Annotated in this window: 24 protein-coding genes; 21 read left to right on the top strand and 3 right to left on the bottom strand. The window is 34.3% G+C overall.

Going from position 1 to position 24,866, the window contains the following annotated elements:
- Window positions 1-255 precede the first annotated feature (255 nt).
- The 4 genes from H1X92_RS06855 (at window position 256) to H1X92_RS06840 (ending at window position 5,420) form a co-directional block, all read left to right on the top strand.
- Window positions 256-1,629 carry a glycosyl transferase family 2 gene (locus H1X92_RS06855; protein ID WP_180559441.1) on the top strand — a complete coding sequence of 458 codons (1,374 nt, stop codon included), beginning with the start codon at window positions 256-258 and terminating at the stop codon, window positions 1,627-1,629.
- Between the two features lie 40 nt (window positions 1,630-1,669).
- Complete coding sequence (locus tag H1X92_RS06850) at window positions 1,670-2,944, top strand: glycosyltransferase (protein WP_180559440.1); 1,275 nt, start codon at window positions 1,670-1,672, stop codon at window positions 2,942-2,944.
- Window positions 2,944-4,368: a radical SAM protein gene (locus tag H1X92_RS06845; RefSeq protein WP_180559439.1), complete on the top strand. Its 1,425-nt coding sequence runs from the start codon at window positions 2,944-2,946 to the stop codon at window positions 4,366-4,368. Before H1X92_RS06850 ends, H1X92_RS06845 begins: the two co-directional genes overlap by 1 nt.
- Window positions 4,369-4,610: 242 nt before the next feature.
- Window positions 4,611-5,420: a hypothetical protein gene (locus H1X92_RS06840; RefSeq protein WP_180559438.1), complete on the top strand. Its 810-nt coding sequence runs from the start codon at window positions 4,611-4,613 to the stop codon at window positions 5,418-5,420.
- Window positions 5,421-6,127: 707 nt separating this feature from the next.
- Here the strand turns inward: H1X92_RS06840 and H1X92_RS06835 are convergent.
- Window positions 6,128-7,003 (bottom strand): LysR family transcriptional regulator, encoded by an 876-nt coding sequence (locus tag H1X92_RS06835; RefSeq protein ID WP_180559437.1) that lies wholly within the window; start codon window positions 7,001-7,003, stop codon window positions 6,128-6,130.
- A gap of 1,586 nt (window positions 7,004-8,589) precedes the next feature.
- Between H1X92_RS06835 and H1X92_RS06830 the strand changes: the two genes are divergently transcribed.
- A complete protein-coding gene (locus H1X92_RS06830; RefSeq protein WP_180559436.1) occupies window positions 8,590-10,611 on the top strand; it encodes an NADPH-dependent 2,4-dienoyl-CoA reductase in 2,022 nt (673 codons plus the stop codon).
- Between the two features lie 337 nt (window positions 10,612-10,948).
- On the opposite strand, the gene H1X92_RS06825 is transcribed toward H1X92_RS06830, so the two are convergent.
- On the bottom strand, window positions 10,949-11,905 hold the full coding sequence (locus H1X92_RS06825; protein WP_180559435.1) for a TerC family protein: 957 nt from the start codon (window positions 11,903-11,905) through the stop codon (window positions 10,949-10,951).
- 531 nt (window positions 11,906-12,436) lie between these two features.
- On the opposite strand from H1X92_RS06825, the gene H1X92_RS06820 reads away from it, so the two are divergent.
- The 5 genes from H1X92_RS06820 (at window position 12,437) to H1X92_RS06800 (ending at window position 14,937) form a co-directional block, all read left to right on the top strand.
- Window positions 12,437-13,102: a DedA family protein gene (locus H1X92_RS06820; protein WP_180559434.1), complete on the top strand. Its 666-nt coding sequence runs from the start codon at window positions 12,437-12,439 to the stop codon at window positions 13,100-13,102.
- Between the two features lie 224 nt (window positions 13,103-13,326).
- On the top strand, window positions 13,327-13,623 hold the full coding sequence (locus H1X92_RS06815) for a DUF883 family protein (protein WP_180559433.1): 297 nt from the start codon (window positions 13,327-13,329) through the stop codon (window positions 13,621-13,623).
- 1 nt (window position 13,624) lies between these two features.
- Complete coding sequence (locus tag H1X92_RS06810) at window positions 13,625-14,032, top strand: phage holin family protein (protein WP_180559432.1); 408 nt, start codon at window positions 13,625-13,627, stop codon at window positions 14,030-14,032.
- Entirely contained in the window at window positions 14,019-14,315 is a 297-nt protein-coding gene (locus tag H1X92_RS06805; protein WP_180559431.1) for a YqjK-like family protein, read from the top strand. The genes H1X92_RS06810 and H1X92_RS06805 overlap by 14 nt, the downstream gene beginning before the upstream one ends.
- Window positions 14,316-14,541: 226 nt before the next feature.
- Window positions 14,542-14,937 (top strand): DoxX family protein, encoded by a 396-nt coding sequence (locus tag H1X92_RS06800; RefSeq protein WP_180559430.1) that lies wholly within the window; start codon window positions 14,542-14,544, stop codon window positions 14,935-14,937.
- 58 nt (window positions 14,938-14,995) lie between these two features.
- Here H1X92_RS06800 and H1X92_RS06795 read toward each other — a convergent pair whose 3' ends face one another.
- The gene (locus tag H1X92_RS06795; protein WP_180559429.1) at window positions 14,996-15,913 is read right to left on the bottom strand and encodes a LysR family transcriptional regulator; all 918 of its coding nucleotides are present in this window, start codon (window positions 15,911-15,913) and stop codon (window positions 14,996-14,998) included.
- A gap of 113 nt (window positions 15,914-16,026) precedes the next feature.
- Between H1X92_RS06795 and H1X92_RS06790 the strand changes: the two genes are divergently transcribed.
- From H1X92_RS06790 to dagF, 11 genes are all read left to right on the top strand, one after another.
- Window positions 16,027-16,728, top strand: a complete 702-nt coding sequence (locus H1X92_RS06790) for a pirin family protein (protein ID WP_180559428.1) — start codon at window positions 16,027-16,029, stop codon at window positions 16,726-16,728.
- Between the two features lie 197 nt (window positions 16,729-16,925).
- On the top strand, window positions 16,926-17,555 hold the full coding sequence (locus tag H1X92_RS15860) for a BglG family transcription antiterminator (RefSeq protein ID WP_225506115.1): 630 nt from the start codon (window positions 16,926-16,928) through the stop codon (window positions 17,553-17,555).
- Between the two features lie 51 nt (window positions 17,556-17,606).
- On the top strand, window positions 17,607-18,860 hold the full coding sequence (locus H1X92_RS15855) for a BglG family transcription antiterminator (protein ID WP_233458139.1): 1,254 nt from the start codon (window positions 17,607-17,609) through the stop codon (window positions 18,858-18,860).
- A gap of 488 nt (window positions 18,861-19,348) precedes the next feature.
- The gene (locus H1X92_RS06780) at window positions 19,349-19,687 is read left to right on the top strand and encodes a transcriptional antiterminator (RefSeq protein WP_180559427.1); all 339 of its coding nucleotides are present in this window, start codon (window positions 19,349-19,351) and stop codon (window positions 19,685-19,687) included.
- A gap of 20 nt (window positions 19,688-19,707) precedes the next feature.
- Window positions 19,708-20,073, top strand: a complete 366-nt coding sequence (locus H1X92_RS06775; protein ID WP_026821393.1) for an SFCGS family glycine-rich protein — start codon at window positions 19,708-19,710, stop codon at window positions 20,071-20,073.
- Window positions 20,073-20,369: a DUF4312 family protein gene (locus H1X92_RS06770; protein ID WP_180559537.1), complete on the top strand. Its 297-nt coding sequence runs from the start codon at window positions 20,073-20,075 to the stop codon at window positions 20,367-20,369. The genes H1X92_RS06775 and H1X92_RS06770 overlap by 1 nt, the downstream gene beginning before the upstream one ends.
- 27 nt (window positions 20,370-20,396) lie before the next feature.
- Entirely contained in the window at window positions 20,397-21,188 is a 792-nt protein-coding gene (locus H1X92_RS06765) for a DUF4311 domain-containing protein (protein WP_180559426.1), read from the top strand.
- A gap of 2 nt (window positions 21,189-21,190) precedes the next feature.
- Window positions 21,191-21,841 carry a DUF4310 family protein gene (locus H1X92_RS06760; protein WP_180559425.1) on the top strand — a complete coding sequence of 217 codons (651 nt, stop codon included), beginning with the start codon at window positions 21,191-21,193 and terminating at the stop codon, window positions 21,839-21,841.
- 27 nt (window positions 21,842-21,868) lie between these two features.
- The gene (locus tag H1X92_RS06755; RefSeq protein ID WP_180559424.1) at window positions 21,869-23,008 is read left to right on the top strand and encodes an amidohydrolase/deacetylase family metallohydrolase; all 1,140 of its coding nucleotides are present in this window, start codon (window positions 21,869-21,871) and stop codon (window positions 23,006-23,008) included.
- A complete protein-coding gene (locus H1X92_RS06750) occupies window positions 22,992-24,107 on the top strand; it encodes a DgaE family pyridoxal phosphate-dependent ammonia lyase (RefSeq protein ID WP_180559423.1) in 1,116 nt (371 codons plus the stop codon). The genes H1X92_RS06755 and H1X92_RS06750 overlap by 17 nt, the downstream gene beginning before the upstream one ends.
- A complete protein-coding gene (gene dagF / locus H1X92_RS06745; RefSeq protein ID WP_180559422.1) occupies window positions 24,107-24,850 on the top strand; it encodes a 2-dehydro-3-deoxy-phosphogluconate aldolase in 744 nt (247 codons plus the stop codon). The genes H1X92_RS06750 and dagF overlap by 1 nt, the downstream gene beginning before the upstream one ends.
- Window positions 24,851-24,866 lie beyond the last annotated feature (16 nt).

Below are 24,866 nucleotides of genomic sequence, written 5' to 3'. Positions count from 1 at the left end.
TTTATATATATCTAATTAATATAAATTTTAATGTATTAAAAGTTGAAATATATTTACAGTTAAATGACAAGTGTTATTTGAAAGATTTTTATTTGTATCTCAATTATCGCAAAAATTACTTTTTCCCTTGTTGCAAATATTTTTATTCGATACTTATCACAAAATATATTAATAATCATTATAAAATAATAAAATATTTATATTATAAATGATAAATATTTTTTTATTCAAAAAAATAAAAGATAGGGAATTAATATGCCTTATAAAAAAAAAGTTATGTTTATTTCATTTGATGCCATAGCTGTTTCAGGTATTACAGTTGAAGCAGCAAAATTAGCATGTTATTTAAATAATAGAGGGTTTGAATCCTTTATTGATTTAGGCTATGACATAAAAATTGATAAAGGAAATTTTGCCAAACCCTATTCTTGTTATGAAAAATCAATTTTTGATAAACATTTTAACTTAGTAAGAATTAATGATATACATTTGTTAAAAAATTACACCACTGAATTTATCGATAAAATAAATAATACTTTAATTAAAGGTACGACAAAAGCTAATTTAAAAGAAAAAAATAGACTACTAGAACAAGTAGATATTGTTGCCGATCAGTTATCTGAATTAATTTTTAATATATGGAATAAACTAGAGATTACTCATTTAGTCATTGAAAATGGAACATTACCTGAAAATATTATTTATACTAAAGCACTATATAAGAGTATAGAAAAATATGGTACACAAAAAAATCTAGCCTGTTTTGTATTATGGCGAGATCATGATCTAATGTGGAACAGCGAAACTTTATCAAAAAAATATGGCCAAGAGCCTTGGTATTATGCGATCAAGCCTATTAAATCAAAATATATAAAATATGTTACGTTAAACAATTCATTAGCTAAAAAACTAAAAGATTGGAGTAAACAAGATATCAATATTGATGTTATACGTAACACTTATTTATTTAATAATAATCATGATAGAATAAATATAAGAGATAGATTTAATATATCAAAAGATGATTTTTTAATTGCTAGAACCACTAGAATTATTCCTGAAAAAAAACTAGAACGAGATATTTATCTAATAAAAAAACTTAACGAATTATATATAAAAAATAATAAATCAAATTATATATATTTAATTATTGCTGGTGATGAAAAAGAAAATAGTGATTATTCACATTATCTAAGGAAATATATAAAAAAATTGGAACTAGATAGTTTTATAAAATTTTCTGGGCCACTACAACATGATTTTATCGAAAATGAAAACAATAAACCAACTATTCAAGACCTCTATTATTCTAGCGATATGGTTTCATTCTTAACATCCTATGATTATGATAGTTATGGTAATCCCATAGGTGAAGCAATTAGTCATAATCGTTGTTATATATCTACAAGTTACGAATATTACCATGAAGTTTATGGTCAACATGGTTTTAAAACTGAATTAATGAATATTTCGCCAAAAGAAGATGGTCTACCGGACGATGATTTTATCCAGCGAGTTTATAATTTAATCAATGATAAAAATAAGACAGCAGCTTTAGTGAAACATAATTTTAATATAGGGAAAAATTTATTATCTAATCAGATAATAAATAAAATATTTAATATCTAGTATTAAAAATGAGTATTTTAACCTTTAATATGGATAATTTATGCGTAAAGAAACCTTCATATCTATTGTATTCCCTTTTTATAATGAAAGTGAACGATTAGAAAGTGTCATAGAATCAATTTATAATCAAAAATTTAAATATAAACTTTTTGATCTTAGTAATGCTGAGTTAATTTTCGTTGATAATAATTCAACCGATGATTCTGTTAACAAAATTATTGCTTGTCAAAACAGATATAACAATCTAGATATTCATATTATTAATGAAAAAATTCAAGGCGTTTCTTCAGCAAGAAAAAAAGGGATGGATTATGCCTCCCTAAGAGCTGAAAAACGGCGGGCTCAATTTAACAACTGGCCAAAACATTATATTGTTTCAGCTGATGCTGATTGTACTGTAGATCAATATTGGCTTGACGAACTTATTTATACAATGATCACCGAAGATGGTGATTTAGGTACCTGTAATTATTTTTATGAAAAAAATGATTTTATCGAGCGACCTAATTTATATAAAGAAATAAATAAGACATTACGCTGTCGTGATTTTTCATTCTCCTTGTTTGGTGGCTTTCCTGATGGAAAAGGATTTGCTGTTGAAAAAAATATTTATGATCTTGTTGGTGGCATTGAAATATTTTACCAATTACAAGATGGTAAATTTGTCGAACATTTATCTGACGATTGGGATTTTGGTATCAAAGTTATTGCTTATGGTGGAAAACCAGTATATTCACCAAAATCATATGTAAAAATTAATAGTCGAAGAGTAGACACCTTATTAAATGATGTTATCCATGGCATCGCCTATGGTGAAAATGGCGTTATTACAATGAAGGATGTAAGGCCATTAGACAATCAATTAAATCATTATCAAGATTTAAGTCTTAATGATGCTGAACAAGCCTGGTTTTATTCAATCAAAGATTATATCCCGAAAAACATTATATTACCGGCGTTATTAAATCCTAATATTTTGATTAATAACCAAGAAGTTATTAAATTTTTCACACCTGACATTGCCAAGGATCTCTATAATAGGATTAAAGAAATCAAAAATGAAACCAGTATTACTGATTTCAAACCCATACATTCTTACAAAACCCCCGCCTTCCGACTCTATTTTGAATTTAAAGAAGAGATATTTAACTCACTTCGCCGTTATGTAGGTGAAGACATAGGTTTTCCTCCTCCGCTTCCTGACTGTTTTAACGCTATAGATAACAAAGATTTTAATAGATTTGTTTATTATTTTTGTGAGGATAGAGAATCAGGAGAGGCTCACAATTATTTTGCTAATGGTGGAGTGTTCTAATGCGAGATACTTATATTGCCTCTCTTAATGATATTGATGAAAAATATCCTAGACCAAATATATGCAATATTTTAAGTAAAAAAGAAAATACAGATTTACTTGAGTATGTCATTAAAGATCCTTTTGGTTGTCATATTTTCCCCGGCGATATTGACAATTATCCCTTAACCTCATTTTTTGATGATATGAATAAGGAGATAAAAAAGGCTGAAAATATTCATCTCTGGGTCTATATTCCAACTTGTCGTTATCGATGCCACTTTTGTCAGTTTCCTACCGTTATAGTGAACCCTAAATCAGCAAAAGCTGACAGTTTATTTAAAGAAATCGTTGATCTTAATATTAAAGAGGCCACGCTTTGGTTAAAACAAGTACCAAATCTTGCTAATGTGAGTATTGGTGAATTTAATATATTTGGCGGTACACCTTCTCTTCTACCTGATAGCGAATTAAAAAGACTAATAAATTTTTATAAAGATAATTTTAACTTCTCATCCACAACTATGCGATTTGAAGGAGAGCCAGGTAGTCTTAATAAAGAATATTTATCGTTACTGAAAGAACTTGGTTTTTCTAAATTATCCTTTGGTACCCAATCATTTCAGGATCATTTAATTAAAGCCTGTGGCAGGAAACATACTGCTGAAGAATGTTTTAAAACCATTGCAGATGCTAATACATTAGGTTTTGAATTAATTAGTGTCGATCTCATTTATGGTATATTTGGTCAAACTGTGGATGATGTAAAAAACGACATGGAAATAATAAAAAGACTCAATATTTCTCATGTTGTTTGTACTAAATTACATATGAAAGAATTTATGCAAACCAGAACTGGCGTATCAGGAGAGAGAGATAGTTTATGGCAGAAAAAAATAATTTCTGACGCAGATAAATCGCTACCCAGTTTAGGGAAACAGTATCAAATGCGCGATTTAATAGATAAATATCTAGACAGGGAATATAACGAGCACCCGACAATGTATTTTTATAAGAAAAATACTTATCCTGAAAAATGGAAAAGCCTTATTACTGATCTTAATAAACAATACCCTGAGATAGCGATCGGATTAGGTGGAAGCTCAAAATCTATCTCCTCTGAAATGATAAATATAACAAACTATAAACAATACAAAGAATCTATCACTAAAAGCCAACTACCTTGTCACTCCATTAGAGGTTTTTCAAACAATCAAAAAAGAATAAATGCTTTTAAAATGGCATTATCTAGCTTGATCCCAGTAGATGATAATGTTTATAAAACAAAATTTGCTGGGGAAAGTTTTTTTACCAACAAAACTATTAATAATGCACTAACAAAATTACAGCTGAGAAAACTTATTTTTATTGATAATAATAAGGTTTTTTTAACTAAAGAAGCGGCAATATTAGTTGAATCCATTATTAACACCCAATTTAGTTAAGATGGATTAATTAAAAAAATCAACCCTATTTATTGGATGCCGTATTTCAGGTATGGCTTACAGAGGTGATAACGTTATTATCACGTCAGATGTATAAGCCGTTATTAATAAGTAGAAGCCCATACTTTACGATGGTCACACTATATCATAGCCAATAAGCATCATACCGGATGCCTAATGACATAATGTTTAGCAAGAAGCTATAGCCGGACATCTACGGCAAAAATGTAAGGAAATCATTGATGGAAAAAAAATATAACTTACCCTTACCCGTTTTCAGTCTGTATTACATTGCAATTGACACCGAAGCAGGTGTTACACCAGAGCAATTTGAAACATTCGTTCGCCAAAAAGGTGTCTATCTTCCATGCTATCCTGGTTGGCGCTGGACGCTATTGCGTGGTCTGCGCGGTGAGCGAGTTGGACAATATCTGATGCTGTTTGAAATAGACAGCGTTGAACATCGTAATCGCTATCAATTATGTGACGGCAATAAAACAGAATTAGCCAATCAATTCTGGCAGGCACAACCACAAAAAATACATAAAATCCTTGCTGAATGGCAACGTTATGCTACTTTTAGTGAAATTCCCACTATTTACACGGATTATCAACTACTAGCGGAAAATAAAAAAAGCACTGTCTGTCATGGCCCACGCTATTTGGAACGACCTAACCAAGAGTCTATCGCCAGAATAATTGGCATCCACAACCTAGCACTCAAGCCTGGAATTATGGCAAAAACTTTTGAAAACTTTATTGCTGAAAACCATCATCGAATAGAAGATTATCCAGGATGGAAATTTCGCTTGTTAAAAGGTGAGTGCGGAAATCGTCTAGATCAATATGTGGTAATGATGGAGATTGAAAGTTTTGCAGCACTTAATCTATTTTATCCCAAACCAGACATAGCCACTGATGAGGCTTTTCATTTTGCGCGCGCACATCAGGACACTAAACTTATGTATAAAGAGTGGAAACAATTTGCCTCCTTCTCTGGCTCTCCTCAAATTTATACTGATTATTTGTCAGTAGCAGAAAGTTTAGCTTAAAGTAACAAACCAGAAGTTCAACTTGCAGTTATCAAGCTTCATAATCAGACCATCCCTGCTTATCACTGCTTTGCGATATCATTATCGATGATAAATAAGAATATTTTTAACAGTACTAAATAATAAATTTATCAACATCTTAAAGCATGAAAATTATTCAAATTGTTAATTGCTTATCGTATGAAAGTTTAGTGTTTTTTATAAGCTATTTAAAAAAAATATTTTCGTTAACTAAAGTTTTTTCAAACATCGATAATATGATGTTGCGAAGAAAAACAATAATTTTCTAACTTACCATACTTAATAAAATATTATATAAATATTGAATTATTTTAAATTTATTTTTATATTCAATTGTTAAAAAAAATTTATCTTATAATTTATTAAAATTACTCTACAAAATTAATCATGAATTAAAATTACTAATAAATAGTTATTAAATAAAAAAATTAACTCATTATTTCATTTAAATTAATATATATAAATCATTGGAATAATAAAAGATAATATAATCATTTATTAAAATGATAATTAAATAAAAACTGACAACAATTAAAAACCAATAAATGTCGCTCAAGGAAACAATAAATATCATGTAATAAATAAAAACCAGAAGATAAATTTCAAATAGAAACTTGATACAGAAAAACTGCTATATTATATATTTTTGGTTTAATATTAGATTCCCTGGTGTTTATTACATCATATTAATCACATATTAAATCTATAAGCCATTGTAAAGATTCTTTTTTTTCAGCCTTATAATATAATTTTCCTCGAAATTCTATATTGAAAGGTGCAGGAGGAATAGCAAAATTCACCTTATGTTGCTTACCTAATGATATATTTTTATTGGATTTAGGAATAAACGAAATACCTTTCCCATCCCCTAATATCTGAAAAACATCATCAATACTTGAAACTGAAATTATATTTTTCTTATGCTTATCCATTAATAAATTTTTTATTCTCTCAAAACCTTTCGATAACAACATACTTTCTGTTTGTATAATATTATTATTAAGCAGTAATTCCATTTTATCTTTATAGTTATTTATAATATTTTCAGCTGCACCTAACTCTAACTTAGAAGATAGTGCTAAGCTTTCAATATTAGTAGGTAAATTCTCCTCTTCTCTTGAACCAATAAAAATATCAGCCTGAATACGACATATAATATCTGATATTAAATGATTAGAATACTTCTTAATATCAACAAGAATTCCCGATTCAATTGAGTCTATTTTTGATATTACTGATGCCAGATCAGGAAAATATGCATCATCTGTCGCTATATTAATAACAGACTCTTTTTTACTAGAAAAACCTAAAATTAATTTTTTTGTTGTAGCACTTACATCCTGATAATGTGGAAATAATTCTTGATATAATTTTTCCCCATTAGAAGTTAATCTTGCTCCTCTTCCTGAGTGTCGAAAAAGTTGAACACCTAACTGCCCCTCTATTTCCTTCATTCCCTTACTAAGGGCAGAAGGAGATATACATAACTCATCTGCCGCTTCTTTAAAAGTTCCTTTTTGGGCAATAGTTATAAATTGCTCAACTCTTTTTGAGAAAAACATATTATCTCCTATATGAAAATCTGATAAAAATAAATTTTTTACGAAAAACATATTATCTTCTCTATAAAAAATTAGATAGAAGCAAAATTTTATTAAAAAAACAACTCAAAACCTATAAATAACCAGTTCAATAATTTTTATATTTTTAGAATTCTCAATGTAATAATATATAGTGTAAGCTTTTATTTCATCCTAATATAGCTACATATAACTTCTCCCTATCAATTGTTATTACTTCTTATAACTTATAAATAATAAAATGTCACATACCTTTTTTTCATTTATTGTTTACTTATCATCAATTTGTAATCATTTATAAGAATAATAATGAAATTTTTAAAATTTAAAAATTTATCATATTTAACCACTTATAATAAACTGTATAAAAACACATATATTTTTCATTTTTAAAAATTAAAAATTGTGATATTGTAAAATTAATAATTCTTAGTGCATTTAAATAAAAAAATAAATAACTAGAATATATACATTACAATTAAAAAATTGTAATGTATATTTTATTTTACTATGGTACATCACAATATTTTAAATTTATTGAATTTTGTAACAAAAGATCATGTAATGTTTTTTTGTTATAACATTACCTTCTTTGGTTTATTGATTAAAACCAAATACTAGGTATTACATTAATCTTTATATTATAGAGTTAATTAAAGATAAAAAATTTATTGTTAATAAAGAATATAATTAATTTCATATGAAAAATTACTCATCCGAATTATATTTCTAGAGATACTCATCATATTGTAACATTAATTTTTTTATTCTTTATTTTCGATTAAAGCCATTTTTCTTCTTATGACTACCTATTTTTTTATAAAAAGCTAAAACTTTTTAGTTTTATCTTACTTATCCTAAATCCAGCAATACCTCAACATAATCAGATTGACCTTAATAGTTAAGAATATTAACACTAAAATAAAATAACAAAGAACGACCGAATACCTTGTAAACCTATTTTGATTAATTCTCGCACAACTAACTTTTTTCTACTTAAATTTCAGCTAAGTTTCAAAAAAATCTTATCCATATAATAAAAGCAATAATATAACAATTTCTTAGTCTACTCCCAAAGAACGTAAGTAAAATGAATACAAAAATTGTCAATTATTATAAATAACTTTTCTAAATCAATACATTAAAATTACACAATCATGCATACCAAATATGTGGTTTATAACTGTCCTGTAAAATTTAGTTGATATCGCTATGTGACAATAGATCTATGAAGAAGCACAATTATATCAAATCTCCAATCATTCAAATGTGACCCTACACTAAAATTAATAACATTTAACTACCAAAAGAATGAAAATTGCATTTTTAGGCTGTTACAACCTTATTTTTAACCTAATTATAATTAGTAGAGGACTTTATGAGTATCGATTAATCAGAAAGCATACTTCAGTAACTATGATAAAAATTACAATTTATTAATAATAATATAGTCTTTCAACTATTAATATGAATTAAATTTAGATAATGTTTCTACAATTTGCGTTGCAATTAGCTATTAAGTAATAACAATAATCCTATACTAAGAACTCATCATAAGGAAAATGGATATGCATCTCTTTCCTCATTTATTTAAGCCATTAGACTTAGGTTATACGCAATTAAAAAACAGAGTAATTATGGGCTCTATGCACACTGGACTAGAAGAGCATCCTCAAGCTAGTGTTAGGCTAGCCACGTTCTATGCAGAAAGGGCAAAAAATAATATTGGATTAATTATTACTGGCGGCATCGCCCCTAATCACCCTGGCAGCCTTACCAAAGATGGTGCAACCCTAATTAGTAAGAAACAAATTATTCACCATCAAAAGATTACTAATGCGGTGCATCAAGCAGGAGGGAAAATCGCCTTGCAAATCCTTCATGCTGGCCGTTATAGCTACCATCCTGATCTAGTTGCACCTAGTGCATTACAAGCGAGTATTAATCCCTTTTTGCCTAAACCACTCAGTCATACTGCAATTTTACAAACAATTGAAGACTATGCCCATTGCGCTGAACTTGCTTCGCTGGCAGGCTATGATGGTATAGAAATTATGGGTTCAGAAGGTTATTTAATTAACCAATTTATTACTCAATATACAAATCATCGTGAAGATTTGTGGGGCGGTAGTTATCAAAATCGGATCCGATTTCCGATTGAAGTTATTAAAGCTGTTCGACAACGAGTAGGCCATAATTTTATTATTATTTACCGATTATCTATGCTTGATTTAATTGAAAAAGGATCCGATTGGAGTGAAATAGAACACTTAGCAAAAGCAATCGAAATGGCTGGAGCATCGATGATCAGTACCGGTATTGGCTGGCATGAATCGAGGATCCCGACTATTGCAATGATGGTACCAAGAGCAGGCTTTACTTGGGTCACTAAAAAATTGATGGGAAAAATATCAATTCCTTTAATCTGCGCTAATCGCATCAATTCGCCTGAACTAGCCGAGCAGATTTTATCTGATGGCTGTGCTGATTTAGTCTCTATGGCGCGGCCTTTTCTTGCTGATTCAGAATTTATGACTAAAGCGGCGGAAAATCGTGCGGATGAAATTAATACCTGTATCGCTTGTAATCAAGCCTGTTTAGATCAGATATTTGTTGGTAAGCAAGCATCATGTTTAGTTAATCCGCGCGCTTGTCATGAATTAGACTTTCCATTTCGACCAGCATTAAAACCAAAAAATATTGCGGTTATTGGCGCCGGTCCAGCGGGATTATCATTTGCTATAACCGCAGCAGAGCGTGGCCACCATATTACCCTATTTGAGCAAGAAAGTCAGATCGGTGGTCAACTAAATCTTGCTAAACAAATCCCTGGAAAAATAGAATTCCAAGAAACAATTCGTTACTTTCAACGCCAACTGACACTAAAAAATGTTACTATTCATTTAACTAACAAAGCCTCAGCCGAACAACTGGTAAACTTTGATGAAATCATCATTGCTACCGGCGTACTACCTAAAAAAATCCACATAGAAGGCATTGATCACGACAGTGTCGTGAATTATTACGATGTACTAAAACACCATATTACCATCGGTTCGCAAGTAGCAATTATTGGCGCTGGCGGGATCGGCTTTGATATCGCACAATATCTTTGTCAAGAAATAGATAAAAGTAGCCAAGACATTGATGCATTTACTCATCAATGGAACATTGATACAACGATCACACAACCAGGCGGTATTTATCCTAAAGGAGAACATCAACTTGCTTCTCCTAGTAAAATTTATCTGCTACAACGAAAATCAACGCGTGTTGGTGAACAACTTGGCAAAACAACCGGCTGGATCCATCGCTTAAACTTACTACGTTATGGCGTTACTATGATGAATGGTGTTAGCTACCAGAAAATTGATGATCAGGGATTGCATATTTACCATAACAAGCAAAAAAAGTGTTTGCCTGTTGATAACATCATCATCTGTGCTGGCCAAGAATCCCTTCGCACTTTAGCCGACGCACTATACAAATTAGGCAAAAAACCCCATATTATCGGTGGTGCTGATATTGCCGTAGAACTTGATGCACGGTGTGCTATTGATCAAGGAATGCGCCTTGCATATGCAATATAAAGAAAAACACTAATAATCGCCGATAATTAGTCTTTGCTTTATGCTTTACTAAGCTTGCATGTATGATATAAGACAGTAACCAACATGTTTTTTTCTATAATCATGGCAAATTGTTTTTATGGTTATAAAATGTTGTATCTACGTTAGTTAGGATAAAAAAAGATACCACCATATACAAAAACAGATTTATTAGATAAACAACTAACTAACCCTTTTATTAATAAATTAACTAGCAGAACAAATTTAGCTAATAGAGAAATAACAATATCCCTTTTTACCATTTTTAATTAATATTAAGGGATACAGTATTATAATATTTAAAACTATTATTTAATTATTAAATATGTTTTTTATATTTATTAAAGATATAATTAAAGAACATTGTCAATGTTAAAATAGCCGCAACAATAGTCAGTGAAACAGCGGTAGGAATGTGAAATACATCCATTAATAACATTTTTATGCCAATAAAAATTAAGATAATAGACAGTCCGTACTTTAGCATAGAGAATTTTTCAACAATACCTGATAAAACAAAATACATCGCCCGCAAGCCTAAAATCGCAAATAGATTTGAAGTCAATACAATAAAAGGATCCGTTGTTACTGCAAAAATAGCCGGGATGCTATCCACCGCAAAAATAATGTCACTAATCTCAACTAAAATTAATACCATAATCAACGGTGTCGCCAATAAAATGCCTTGTTGACGAATAAAAAAACGCTCATCATGTAAAGTATTTGTCATGCGTATATGAGAACCGAGCCATTTCACTAATGGTTTTTTATCAATCGATTGATCATTTTCTTTAACAAAGAACATCTTAATACCAGTGAAGAGTAGAAAAATGCCAAAGAGATACAAAATCCAGTGGAACTGTGAGACTAGCCAACTACCTGTAAAGATCATGATAGTACGCAATACTATCGCTCCCAATACACCATAGATAAGGACTCGGCGCTGTAAATTCACCGGAATTGAAAAATAATTAAATAACATTAACCAAACAAATACATTATCAACAGCTAATGCTTTTTCTAGTAAATAACCGGTTAAAAAAGCCATTGTTTGGCGGTTAGCAATCATTAGGCTAGTTGTTTGTTTAAAATAAAACCATAAACCTAAGGCAAACAACAATGCCAAACTAATCCAAATTAAACTCCATATAATCGCCTGTCTTACTGTTATTTCCCTTCCCTTATGCTTACCCTGTAAAGAAATATCAATAAGTAACATAACCGCAATAACAATAGTAAAGATTGCCCATAATACGGGAGTACCAACAGTATGCATATTAGCTCCTAGAAACGAAAAACGGCCGAACCCCACAGAAGGCTCAGCCGTTATAATCCATTTTAGTCTTCATAGGTTTCTATTCCACTAATTTAAATTATAAGTAAACCTTGCCTACTGGCAAGGTCTCACTTACAACACAAAAGCGACTTAGAAATTCACCTGTGATGCCCGGTTACCGGGTGCATAACACCGTAATGACGATAAACCGGCTGAAGAAGTTACTCCCCTTTGCTAGCTAATAAAATAAAAGATCTGCTACCAAAACACAAGATGTTGGTAAATGTATTTCATGAATTGTAAAAAAATAAAATATTAAATAGAAAGTCAATTTCACCGAAAATTTACTATTTAGTTATTTATGATTTTGTTAGAGTATCACATTAGTCTAATATATTATGCTTATACCTGAATTTAATATTTAAAGCTCATATACAAGCTTTTTAACTAGGATTGCATTATCTCTAATAAGGGATAATAGATAATAACTGCCAATTAGGTTTAAAGATAACGGTATTTAGGAAACACTTGATGGAATTAGTTAAAGAACTTTTTTTTGCACTCTGGCATCAAGATTACAATATGCTAATGAATCCTTCATTAGTATGGGCTATCTACATTATATTGTTTGCAATATTATTTTTGGAAAATGGAATATTACCTGCCGCTTTTTTACCTGGTGACAGTTTGCTTATCCTAGTCGGTGTCCTAATAGCCAAAGACACGATTAATTATCCATTGACAATCATTATCTTAACCGCAGGTGCCAGTTTGGGTTGCTGGATAGGATATCTCCAAGGTAAATGGCTAGGAAACAATAAAATCGTGCAAAGCTGGCTCTCTCATCTACCTGAACATTATCACCAACGTGCTTATAGCCTTTTCCATCGCCATGGCTTGGCAGCGCTGCTTATTGGCCGCTTTCTTGCTTTTATCAGGACAATTCTACCTACCATTGCCGGCCTATCCGGTTTACCTAATGGACGCTTTCAGTTTTTTAATTGGCTTAGTGGGTTACTTTGGGTATTGATTTTAACCACTATTGGTTATGTATTCGGTAAAAGTCCACTCTTTCAATACTATGAACGCCAAATCATGAGTATTTTGATGCTGATCCCGGTTGTCTTGCTTTTTATTGGTCTAATAGGCAGTATAGCCGTAGTACTAAAGAAAAAATTTAATCGCCGTAATCCTTAAATCCAACTTAATTTATGCTGTTGCCTACTTTCCTGGTAACAGCATTCCTTTCAATCAAACTTTTTATCAAATTTTTATACCAATATAGTTATTTTTATATTTCAATATAACAAATTTTAAATTACCTTTAATGAGATATAGATTGATTTTATTGGATCTTTTACTATTCTCAAAGAACAAGAGTAGTAAAAATTAACGATCTTTATTGAAAAGAGGTTAACGTTATGAAAAATACCGAAAACCTACGTACAGAATTAAAATCATTAGCTGATTCTTTGGAAGAAGTTTTGAACAATACAGAAAATAAGTCCAAAGCAGAAATTGATAAAATTCGCCGTAAAGCAGAAAAAGCGTTAAACGATTCTCGCCAAAAACTGAGTGATGTCAGCAGCAAAATTATTGATCAAACCAAGGAGGTTGCTGGCCGGGCTGATGATTATGTACATGAAAAACCATGGACCGGTGTTGGTGTAGGTGCCGCTGTCGGGCTGGTATTAGGCATTTTACTGGCTAGACGTTAACATGCGAGAAAATCAACATCCAAATGGACCGGCTAAAGGCTTGCTAACTACCTTACAACGGATAGGTTCTATTCTTGTTAATATGGTTGAGACGCGACTGCAACTCATTGCAGTCGAGCTCGAACAAGAAAAGCAAACCTTTGTCCAACTGATTTTATTAGCCGGTACCACATTACTATTGATCGCATTCGGCCTGATGAGTTTGCTGGTATTAATTTTTCTTATGGTTGATCCCGCCTATCGTATACAAGTGGTTGCTATTACAACAGCTGTTTTACTTATCCTGGCATTATTAGGTACTTGCTGGACATTAAAAATAGCCCATCGCACGTCTCTATTAGCGGCAACCCGTGAACAATTAAAGCAGGATATCAAACAGTTAAAACAGGATGAACATGAAACTGAGTAAAGCGAAACAATTGGCATTAAAAAAGCAGCAATTGTTAACCAATATTCAGCAGCAGCGTAATGTGCTGTCCGCAACTTCTGAGCATTGGTTAGCAATTACTGCACCCTATGATCGTACCTGGCAAAAGATGCTAGCTTTCAAACCATTGGTTATTGCAAGTTTTTCATTAATTGCACTCTATCATATTCGTCATCCTAAAAAACTTTATCGCCTCAGTCGACGCGCTATTGGTATTTGGGGAATAGCAAAAACTTTACAAACATTTATAGCAAAAAAAGCGTAACCGATTGGCAAATTCGAAAAAAACTTCCTCCTATCAATAACAAATTATCCTCCATTAATTCATTCAATTTTTTTGCATAATAGATTGAATTTTTCTGGCTAGTATTTTTAATAATCTAGGCTTTACTATAAATAAAACAGCAATTAATTAATTCTTGTTTGGCAGTCAAACGTTCACTACAGATTAAAACCCTTACTTTAAATAGTAAGCTTTAAGAAGGATGTATATGAAAAACATAGAGAATATCACAATCCTGGTGGCTCGTATTTTAATGCCACTGTTATTTATTTTTGCCGGCTATGGTAAGCTTGGCAGTGGTTATATTGAAACCCAGCAATATATGCATGCAATGGGCGTGCCGGCTTTTTTACTGCCATTAACTATTTTATTAGAGCTTGGCGGTGGCATCGCGATCCTATTTGGTTTTTTAACGCGAACCACAGCTATTTTTACCGTTGCTTTTAGTTTGTTAACCGCTTTTATTTTTCACTTCAACTTTGCCGAAGGCGATAACCAATTGATGTTTTTAAAAGATCTCTCTATCGCTGGCGGTTATATGCTATTAGCCATTCTCGGGCCAGGCAAATTCAGTATCGATCACTGGTTAAATAAAAAATGGTAATATAACGTTTGGGCGATCATATTACCATCGCCCATAAGTAAAATTTAACCAACTATTTTTAAGCTAAATGATCGGTATTGTGATCACTATTAAACAACTGTGGAATTTGACGCAAGCACCAAAATTTAGCTTCACCAATTTTGCCACGATGCCAAGCCATAATAATATTCGTCTCATGGCTATATTCTGATCCGACGACACGTAATCGCCCCTCTTTAATATCTTTTTCAACCAACCTATAAGGCATAGTCGCAACACCCAATCCTGCTAATAAAGCACGACGTTTTTCATCAAGCGAACTTACTGTTAATCGCTGCTGTTTATCTAATAACTGTACCGTTAAGACTGGTCGTTCTTTGGCGGTATCTGCAATAGCAATTCCACGATATTTAATCCGTGTCATGTCGGAAAGTGGCTCTGGCTCTTGATGAATAGGATGCTCAGGACTAGCAACATAAACATTATTGATAGTACCAAGTAAACGACTATTAATTTCAGGTGAAGAACGAAAATGCAAATCAGGTGCAATCACAATATCTGCTTTACCGGTTTCTAAACATTCCCATGCGCCGGCTAACACTTCAGTTAACAAACTGAGCTGAGTTTCCGATTTTTGTGCTAATTTATCGACTAAAGGGAAAAGTGTTGAGACCGGGATCAATACTTCACAAACAATGGTAAGATAGGGTTCCCAACCACGCGCCAAGGCTTCAGCATCAACCACAAGTTTATCGGCCGCTTCTAACAATAATCGCCCCCGCTCCAACAACATCCGTCCAACATCAGTAAAACGTGTCCGATGGCCAGAACGATCAAAAAGCTCCACATCGAGCTCTTCTTCCAATTTTTGCATCGTATAACTTAATGCAGAAGGGACTTTACCTAATTCATCAGCTGCTGCTGCAAAACTTCCGCGTCGATCAATCGCATTCATTACGCGTAACGCATCTAATGTTAGTGCACGCTCTTTACTCATAAAAAATCTCAATCAAGAAATTTGAATGTTTAACTCAGATTAACTAGCTAACAATTTTTCGTCTAGTTAATTATTATTTTTTCATCATAAATTATCTGAAAGGTAAAATTACTATGATAATTCCTAGATTAGAAAAAGAGTGTGGTCATGCTGATTTTGGTTGGTTACAAGCACAGTATACTTTCTCTTTTGGTCACTATTTTGATCCTAATTTTACCCATTACGGTGCTTTGCGAGTATTAAATCGAGAAATTATCGCGCCAAAAGCCACCTGTCGAGCCAAAAGCTATCCCAATATCGATATCATTAATTTGGTTTTACAGGGCGACGCTGAGTTCCACGATAGTGAAGGAAATTGCATTCATCAATCAGAAAATGAGTGCTTACTTTTCTCTCCGATCCATAACATAAGTTATAGCGAACACAATACTAATCACGAAAAACCATTAATCCAATTACAATTATGGATCAATGCCTGTGTTGAATATTTCTGCCAACCACCACAAAAACGTAAACTGATTAATAATAACTCATTGACATTACTTGCTTCACCAAATGGTTCGGAGAATAGCTTAAAAATCCGACAACAAACTTGGGTTAGTCATATTTATTTAAAAACAGAACAAAATATGACACTTAGCCTGAAAGGGAAAAAGAGTTATCTATATTCGATTACAGGAATAGTAAAATTAGAAAATAACAATCACAAAATTGCTTATATTGACTATAGTGATGGTGCATTTTTGATGCAGGAACAAAAGGTAAAATTAACTGCCCAAACAGATTTTCGTGGCATGTTGGTTTATTTAAATTAAACATAAAATTGATAACTTTCAATAAAGTATTTAATAAAAAGATCGACAACCAATAAAAGTGATAGAATAAATATAGTTGTTTTAATAGATATAATTTATTTGGATGTCAGTGATAACCTTTTCATCAAGTTTTTAACTAGGATATCATCTTCAATCACCAACAACTTTTCTATTTTATTAATTGAAAGGTATAACTCGTGGCTGTGTTTACAAATCAACGTATTCATCAAATTTTTACTAATATTCAGACCGAAATTGTATCGCAAGAAGAACTTGCCAAGCGTTTTGGTGTTTCAACGCGAACCATACGTTCAGATATTAACGAATTAAATGAATATTTGCAGGGCTATGATGCGTGCATCGTTTATGAGCGCGGTAACGGATACCATTTAAAAATTAATAATGAAGCCCTTTTTGCTACCATCAAAACGGAAAAAATAGCCGATGATGAAAATATTCCCCGCACCGCAAGAGATCGGGTTGATGCATTATTATTAAAGCTTTTAATGTTGCCATTACCCGTTAAACTTGATGATATTGCAGAAAAATGGTTTATTAGCCGCGGTACTATACAGCAGGATATGAGTATCGTCAGAGAATATTTACATAAACATGACATCCAACTGGAAGGCATTCCACATCAAGGGATACGATTAAGCGGGGATGAATGGGCAATTCGTACTTGTATTACCGAAATATTATGGCGGCGTTTCTCACAGGAAATAAATAAAGACATTGTTAAATTTAGTCTGACCTATCTTGATAATATTGATTTAACCTATATTGATAAAGTACTACAAAATAGCCTTAGCCGTTTTGATATTTGACTGACTAACGAAGGCCACCAATATCTTATCTTTAATTGTGCTACCACTATTTTGCGTATTACTCGTGGCCGTGAATTAACCACTTTTATCAATAACGAAATGGATCCTGTTATTCAGAACGCAGTGAAAGAAATTTCTAACGGGTTGATTTACTTTCTCGGCGGTGATCTATCAAAAGCTGAACAAGCTTACTTATGCACACAACTAGCTGCCCAACGTATTATTGGTAATGAACAGCCCACGCAAAAAACAGGTTTACATACCAAATTGCTTGATCATATTTTGCAATATATAAACGACTCCTATAATTACGATTTACGTAATGATGAGAAATTAAAACGTGATTTGACCACCCATCTCGCCACTTTATTGACTCGTTTACAATTTAATATTAATACACCCAATCCTTTACTTAACGATATCAAACAATTTTATCCTTTTGCTTATGATGTCACCCTCGATGCACTACGCAGTGCCAGTACCCTACTCCCTTACCCAATAAGTGAAGACGAACTTGGTTATCTGGCAGTCCATATTGGAGTAAGTTTGGAATGTAATTATGGTACCAGCCACCATCACCCAACACAGGTACTAGTCGTTACTGATTCAGGCAACTCAACAGTACGCGTTATAGAAACCAAAATTATGCGTGAATTTCCACAACTAAAATTTAATCGTGCGCTATCGTTACAAGAATATGAAGCCTTAGAGAACATCGATGAAGACTTTGTCATCACCACTATCCGATTAGCGGAAAAAAATAAGCCGGTAGTGAAAATCGCTCCCTTTCCAACTCCCTATCAATTGGAGCAAGTCGGGCGTCTTGCGATGATCAACCAAACCAAACCTTATATTATTGAACGATTCTTTGATGAACGTTATTTCATCATACTTAATGAAAAAATTAGCCAAGAAGCACTATTTAAAAAAATTTGTAAAAAACTCCAAGTCGATGGTTATGTCACAAACGATTTTTATCCATCGCTGATCGAACGCGAATCTATTGTGTCAACCTTACTGGGCGGAGGTATTGCCTTACCTCACTCATTAGGTTTATTGGCAAATAAAACGGTGGTTGTTACCATAATTTCACCACAAGGAATCGAATGGAATGCAGAAACTAAGGAAGTTGCTAATGTCATTTTTCTGCTAGCTATTAGTAAAGCAGACTATGAAGAAGCAATCGCTATTTATGAGTTATTCGTTACTTTTGTCAAAGAAAAAGCGACCAAAAGGCTAATTAATAGTAGAAATTTCAATGACTTTCAGGTTATTGCCAAGGATAGCCTAAGTCGTATTAATTAATAATTTCCACTTAATAGTGGAAAAGTGGAAATAATAAGCTAAAAGTGCCATTTTTAGTGATCATTATCATAAGACAGGTAACTTTTTTATCTTTTTGGCTCGCCTCTTGCTCTTAGTTTGCTTTAAATTGGCAAGCTAAACTTCCAGAAACCTATTATTATTTAGCTGGCTATTTCCACTTAACCAGCTCACTAAATAAACAAATAATTAATCAACTTTACATTACCTAATCTACTGAAATAAAACAAAAATAATAATATTGCAACGTATTGAATAACAATAAAAATAATAAAAAATCTACCCTTGATTTAGTTAAATTTCCAGTTTGATTAAAATTAATTCATTATTTTGGTCTTTATTTTTCCAGATATTTGCCAGTTTAAAGTGGAAATGTTTCCTCTCCAAAACCATACTGGAAAGAACTAAAGTTATTCACAATAGCAAAAGACTGGTTTTATTTTAATTTCCAAATGGGATAGCGAAAGTTTATGAGTGAATCCTCAATTGTTTTTAATGTCGCAAAAGATAACCTGGATGTAGAGACTGTCACCAATAAATTAATTTCTATTATCGATGGCTGGCTAAAAGCGGAAGGGGCCCATACAACTGATGTTCAACAACAGATGCTACGTTCTCACGTTAAAGCAATGGTAGAGAGAGCAAAAACAGGTGAGTCTCTGCCTGAAGTGGATGTCTCACTGTTTGAAGAAATATCGCCTGAATCTATAGCCTTGGCCGAGAAAGTTGTTAATACCTTGCCTGGCCTGGCATACGAAGAGGCTTATCTGCTCTCAGTTCATTTTGAAGTAGCACGTTCTAACTCTTAAAGATAATAGGAGAATTAAATATGAAACAGATCCATGTCGTTATTGGTGATCGTTTAGGCAAAGGACAAAAAGTGGCTGCCGGTGTTGAAGCTGCTGGTGGTAAAGCAACCGTCATTCCTGGCGTTGCTGCTGATATGAAGTTAGGCGACGTAATGAAAGAGCATAATGCAGACCTAGGGATCTCATTCTGTGGTAGTGGCGGTGCAGGTGCCATCACTGCACAGACTAAGTATGGTTATAAAGCACGTTATGGTATGCGTTCGATTGAAGAAGGCGAAACGGCGATTGCAGATGGCTGTAATGTCCTCGGGTTTGGTTTTATGGATAAAGAAGAGTTGGGCGAACGTTTAGTCAAAGCATTTAATAAGAAACATGGCAATGCATGATGAAACAGAAAATGGAAACATCTGTACGTGTTAATGGTCAAGGGAATTCCCGACAAAAAGCACTTGCTGATGCACTAAGTTCAATACAACGTACCATACTAAAAAACACTGATAACATTCTGCTACGTATCGAACCGAAAGACATCACTGTTATCAGTGCTAAAGTAAAAACGACAACAGAAAGGTTTCTTTTTTTATTCTTACCTCGCAAGCGTGAATATTTCTCTGTTGTTTTAGATGTTTCATTAGATATCACCTTGCTAAATGTTAAAGAAATCACATTTACCGATGAATAATCGGTATCTTGATTTGGAGAAAAAGTCATGGGCGAGACAACGTCTTTTTTAGAAATACTCGGCATGTCCCTAATTATCGGTGGCTTATGTGGTTTTGGCCTCGGTGCAGGTGCTGCGCGTATGTTTCACGCACCCACCGTTCAAGGTATGGGAGCTTTCCGTACATTAGGTGAATTAAATTCCTGTGAAGGCGATCCTGCTTCTCACTTTTCATTCGGCTTAGGTTTTTTCTTCAATGCTTGGGCATCATCTGTTGCTGCTGGTGCTTTTACGCAAGACGTTGATCACCGAATTATACCCAACTGGGGTACCGCCGTTTTGATGATCAAAAACCGCAATGTCGCAGAAACAATGCATAATCCGAAGAAAATGGCTATTGCCTGTGCCATTATCGGTGCCATAGTGGTTGCTTTCTTAAATACAACGGCTTCTGCTGTGCCTGCTGCGCTACAAACAACGGCAATTAATGTCTTAGTCCCTGCGGCAAATTTATTAGTCGAAATCGTCATGCCGGTTATCTTCTGGTTAGCCGCCATGGATGCTGGTCGGCGTTCTGGCTTTTGGGCAACGCTGTTTGGCGGTTGTGCACAACTTGTTATGGGCAATGCCATTCCAGGTCTGGTACTTGGGATTTTAATTGGTAAAGGCGTCGACGATAGTGGCTGGACAAAAATTACCCGCACTATGATGATAGCAGTGATTTTATTGTTCGTACTCAGTGCCTTCTTCCGCGGATTTGATATCAAAATACTCGAATCTTTCCATCTTGGTGCACCAAACTGGCTGCAACATATCCACCAAATCATGAGTGGAGAATAATTATGACAACGGAAATCAATAAAAAAGACTTTTGGTATGCAGAGTGGTCATTTCCTCTGTTTGTTGGACTTCTATCCGCCGGTATCTTTGCCGGCACCCATATGTATGTCGTTTATGGCTTTGGCGCTTTCAATGAAGTTGCCTTTGTGGCTATGCTACGTTCTGGTCTTGATACCGGTGTCTTTGGTGCAGTGGCGGCATTTGGTGCTAGTTTCCTCTTTGCCCGTATTATTGAAGGATCACTGGTAGGGATCTTGGATATCGGTGGTGCGTTGCAAACTGGACTTGGTTTAGGCGTACCAGCGCTATTACTTGCTAGTGGTATGGACTTTTTGGTCACCAATTTCTGGGCATCGCTGATGACCGGCTTAGTATTAGGTATCGTTATTGGTTGTATCATTATCTTCGCCCGCAAATTTACCGTTGGACAAACTAATTCCACCTTCGGGGCTGATGTCATGATGGGTGCAGGTAACACCTCTGGTCGGTTTTTAGGGCCGTTGATCATCTTAGCCGCGATGGCAGCCTCGATTCCAATTGGTATCGGTTCGCTGATTGGTTCGCTACTTTTTTATATTTGGAAAAAACCGATTGCCGGCGGAGCAATACTCGGTGCGATGGTTCTGGGCTATTTCTTCACTATCGCCGCCTAAATTAGTAAGAAAATAAAGAAGGCTATTATGAACGATCTCATTATCAAACAAGGGAAACTTATCAACGACCAGATCGTTGATATCTTAGTACGTGATAGCAAAATTGTTGCCATTGGCCCAGATGCTGCCAAAGGACAACAAGCAACTAAAATGATTGATTTAAAAGGCCAACTCTATATTAGCGCTGGCTGGATCGATGCCCATACCCATTGTTACCCAGAATCACCGATTTATTTCGATGAACCCGACTTAGCCGGCGCATCCTGCGGGGTTACCACACTAGTAGATGCTGGTAGTGTCGGGGCTGACGATATTGATCACTTTTTTGCTGTTACACGTAAAGTCAAAACCAATGTTTATTCACTGCTTAATATCGCTAAAACAGGTATTATTGCTCAAAATGAATTAGCCGACATGCAGCAAATTGATGAAGCTAGTTTACAAAAAGCTATCGATGATCATCCAGACTTTGTCGTCGGGATAAAAGCACGCATGAGTAAAAGTGTGGTTGGTGAAAATGGTATAACTCCGCTTGTCAAAGCAAAAGCGATGCAGAAAAAAAGTGGGTTACCATTAATGGTGCATATTGGTAATAATCCTCCCAATCTCGATGATATCGCTGATTTGTTAACCAAAGGTGATATCATTACCCACTGTTTTAATGGTAAACCTAATCGTATTTTGGATGATAATGGCAATTTAAAGCCATCGATTCAACGCGCTCTTGCCCGTGGCGTGATCCTGGATGTGGGTCACGGTGGTGAAAGTTTCAGCTTTAAAGTTGCGGAACAAGCAATGCGTATTGGAACTTATCCCGATATTATCAGTTCCGATATTTACCACAAAAACCGTATCAATGGTCCAGTTTATAGTCTGGCTTTCGTAATGACCAAATTTCTTTGTATGGGGTTCTCAATACAACAAATCATTGATTGTGTTACGAAAAAAGCTGCAGACCTGCTTCATTTGCAAGGTAAAGGCTATCTAGACATTGGTATGGACGCAGACTTCACTATCTTTGATCTCAAAGAAGAGCGTACTCAACTTTCTGATGCAGAAGGTGAAGTACGCATTGGTAGCCATAAGTTTGTGCCTGTTGTTGCCATTGTTGGCGGTAAAGAAATCGTTTCCACAGAAAGTGAGTCTGAATATGCAATCGATTTATGAACAATATCAACTCAAAAATGTCATTAATGCCTCCGGTCGCATGACAATGCTAGGTGTTTCAACGCCCAAAGCAGAAGTTACAGAGCGCGTCGGTTATGGACTTAATCATTACTTTGAAATCAAAGATCTGGTAAATAAAACCGGGCAATATATTGCCAAGCTACTTAAGGTGGAAAATGCGGTGGTTGTTTCTTGCGCCTCAGCAGGAATTGCGCAATCCGTCGCGGCCGTGATAGTAAAAGATAATGCCGATTTACTTTATAATCTTCACACTTCTCATCAACCTGTTGCCCGTGAAATTGTCATACCAAAAGGACATAATGTTAATTATGGGGCACCAGTTGATACCATGGTTGCACTTGGTGGGGGTGAAGTTGTCGAAGCCGGTTATGCTAATGAGTGTAGTGCTGCCCAAGTTGCTGCTAAAATTACCGATCAAACCGCAGCTATTCTTTATGTAAAATCGCATCACTGCGTACAAAAAAGTATGTTAACGGTAAAAGAAGCGGCACTAGTTGCTAAGAAACATAAAATCCCGTTAATTGTCGACGCCGCCGCAGAAGAAGATCTAATGGCTTATTATCAAGATGGCGCTGATTTGGTGATCTACAGCGGAGCTAAAGCAATTGAAGGTCCAACTAGCGGCCTAGTTATTGGTAAACATCAATACGTTGAGTGGGTTAAACAACAAAGTAGCGGCATTGGTCGCGCAATGAAAGTTGGTAAAGAAGGTATTTTAGGTCTAACACTGGCGATTGAACTTTACCTAACTGCCATAAAAGAAACCGGTAAACAAATGGTTGAGCGGATGTCTGACTTTATCAGTGAGCTCAACAAAATCAAAGGTGTCAAAGCCCAAATTGTTTGGGATGCAGCTGGCCGTGATATTGCTCGGGCAGAAATAAGCTTCGATCAAAAAGCCATTGGTAAAACCACTTACGCCATGATGGCAGAATTGAAACAAGGCGATACCGCTATCTATTTTCGCGAATATAAAGCCAACGAAGGGAAAGTTGAGGCTGATATCCGTAGTGTTACTAACGAACAAATGAAAACAATTGTCTCACGCATACGCCAAGTTGTTACTGGAGTCAAATAATGGGAAAACAATTAACCCCTAATTTTTATCATGATCGTGTTTGTCTGAATGTTCTGGCAGGCTCTCACCAAAATGCTAAAGAAATTAATCAAGCTGCTGAAACTTATGTCGTGGTTGGCGTGCTGTCGAAAAACTATGCTGACTTAAATAGTGCCATCGAAGATATGGCTAAGTATGCTGATGAAATTGATAATGCGCTTTCTGTCGGTTTAGGTGCAGGCGATCCTAATCAATCTAATATGGTTTCGCAAATTGCTAAAGTTATTCAACCTCAACATGTAAACCAAGTATTCACTGGGGCGGCAACCAGTCGTGCACTATTGGGCCAAGAACAGACTATCGTTAATGCCCTTATTTCACCCACTGGCCAAGTTGGTAAAGTAAAAATTTCTACTGGACCGCTAAGCTCAAATTATCCTGATGCCATTGTTCCTGTTGAAACGGCAATTGCAATGCTAAAAGATATGGGCGCAAGCTCAGTGAAATTTTTTAATATGGCAGGATTAAAATATCGCGAAGAGTATCAAGTTGTTGCCGAGGCTTGTGCTAGCTGTGATTTTTACCTTGAACCAACCGGCGGTATCGACTTAGACAATTACACGGAAATTCTTAAAATCGCATTAACTGCTGGCGTAAAGAAAATTATTCCGCATATTTATAGTTCTATTATCGATAAAGCAACCGGTAATACCCGTCCTGAGGACGTCAAAAAATTACTTGAAATGACTAAGCAGTGTTTATAGACGCTATTGATAATAA

The sequence above is a fragment of the Arsenophonus endosymbiont of Apis mellifera genome (genome assembly GCF_903968575.1).
Classification (GTDB): Bacteria; Pseudomonadota; Gammaproteobacteria; order Enterobacterales; family Enterobacteriaceae; genus Arsenophonus; species Arsenophonus apicola.
Note: the sequence above shows the minus strand (reverse complement) of the source record. Positions and strands in the feature narration are given on the sequence as shown.

What these genes read in the sequence shown, in the direction of transcription:
- H1X92_RS06855 (WP_180559441.1), top strand. Translation starts at nt 256, where the DNA reads ATGCCTTATAAAAAAAAAGTTATGTTTATTTCATTTGATGCCATAGCT.
- H1X92_RS06850 (WP_180559440.1), top strand. Translation starts at nt 1,670, where the DNA reads ATGCGTAAAGAAACCTTCATATCTATTGTATTCCCTTTTTATAATGAA.
- H1X92_RS06845 (WP_180559439.1), top strand. Translation starts at nt 2,944, where the DNA reads ATGCGAGATACTTATATTGCCTCTCTTAATGATATTGATGAAAAATAT.
- H1X92_RS06840 (WP_180559438.1), top strand. Translation starts at nt 4,611, where the DNA reads ATGGAAAAAAAATATAACTTACCCTTACCCGTTTTCAGTCTGTATTAC.
- H1X92_RS06835 (WP_180559437.1), bottom strand. Translation starts at nt 7,003, where the DNA reads ATGTTTTTCTCAAAAAGAGTTGAGCAATTTATAACTATTGCCCAAAAA.
- H1X92_RS06830 (WP_180559436.1), top strand. Translation starts at nt 8,590, where the DNA reads ATGCATCTCTTTCCTCATTTATTTAAGCCATTAGACTTAGGTTATACG.
- H1X92_RS06825 (WP_180559435.1), bottom strand. Translation starts at nt 11,905, where the DNA reads ATGCATACTGTTGGTACTCCCGTATTATGGGCAATCTTTACTATTGTT.
- H1X92_RS06820 (WP_180559434.1), top strand. Translation starts at nt 12,437, where the DNA reads ATGGAATTAGTTAAAGAACTTTTTTTTGCACTCTGGCATCAAGATTAC.
- H1X92_RS06815 (WP_180559433.1), top strand. Translation starts at nt 13,327, where the DNA reads ATGAAAAATACCGAAAACCTACGTACAGAATTAAAATCATTAGCTGAT.
- H1X92_RS06810 (WP_180559432.1), top strand. Translation starts at nt 13,625, where the DNA reads ATGCGAGAAAATCAACATCCAAATGGACCGGCTAAAGGCTTGCTAACT.
- H1X92_RS06805 (WP_180559431.1), top strand. Translation starts at nt 14,019, where the DNA reads ATGAAACTGAGTAAAGCGAAACAATTGGCATTAAAAAAGCAGCAATTG.
- H1X92_RS06800 (WP_180559430.1), top strand. Translation starts at nt 14,542, where the DNA reads ATGAAAAACATAGAGAATATCACAATCCTGGTGGCTCGTATTTTAATG.
- H1X92_RS06795 (WP_180559429.1), bottom strand. Translation starts at nt 15,913, where the DNA reads ATGAGTAAAGAGCGTGCACTAACATTAGATGCGTTACGCGTAATGAAT.
- H1X92_RS06790 (WP_180559428.1), top strand. Translation starts at nt 16,027, where the DNA reads ATGATAATTCCTAGATTAGAAAAAGAGTGTGGTCATGCTGATTTTGGT.
- H1X92_RS06780 (WP_180559427.1), top strand. Translation starts at nt 19,349, where the DNA reads ATGAGTGAATCCTCAATTGTTTTTAATGTCGCAAAAGATAACCTGGAT.
- H1X92_RS06775 (WP_026821393.1), top strand. Translation starts at nt 19,708, where the DNA reads ATGAAACAGATCCATGTCGTTATTGGTGATCGTTTAGGCAAAGGACAA.
- H1X92_RS06770 (WP_180559537.1), top strand. Translation starts at nt 20,073, where the DNA reads ATGAAACAGAAAATGGAAACATCTGTACGTGTTAATGGTCAAGGGAAT.
- H1X92_RS06765 (WP_180559426.1), top strand. Translation starts at nt 20,397, where the DNA reads ATGGGCGAGACAACGTCTTTTTTAGAAATACTCGGCATGTCCCTAATT.
- H1X92_RS06760 (WP_180559425.1), top strand. Translation starts at nt 21,191, where the DNA reads ATGACAACGGAAATCAATAAAAAAGACTTTTGGTATGCAGAGTGGTCA.
- H1X92_RS06755 (WP_180559424.1), top strand. Translation starts at nt 21,869, where the DNA reads ATGAACGATCTCATTATCAAACAAGGGAAACTTATCAACGACCAGATC.
- H1X92_RS06750 (WP_180559423.1), top strand. Translation starts at nt 22,992, where the DNA reads ATGCAATCGATTTATGAACAATATCAACTCAAAAATGTCATTAATGCC.
- dagF (WP_180559422.1), top strand. Translation starts at nt 24,107, where the DNA reads ATGGGAAAACAATTAACCCCTAATTTTTATCATGATCGTGTTTGTCTG.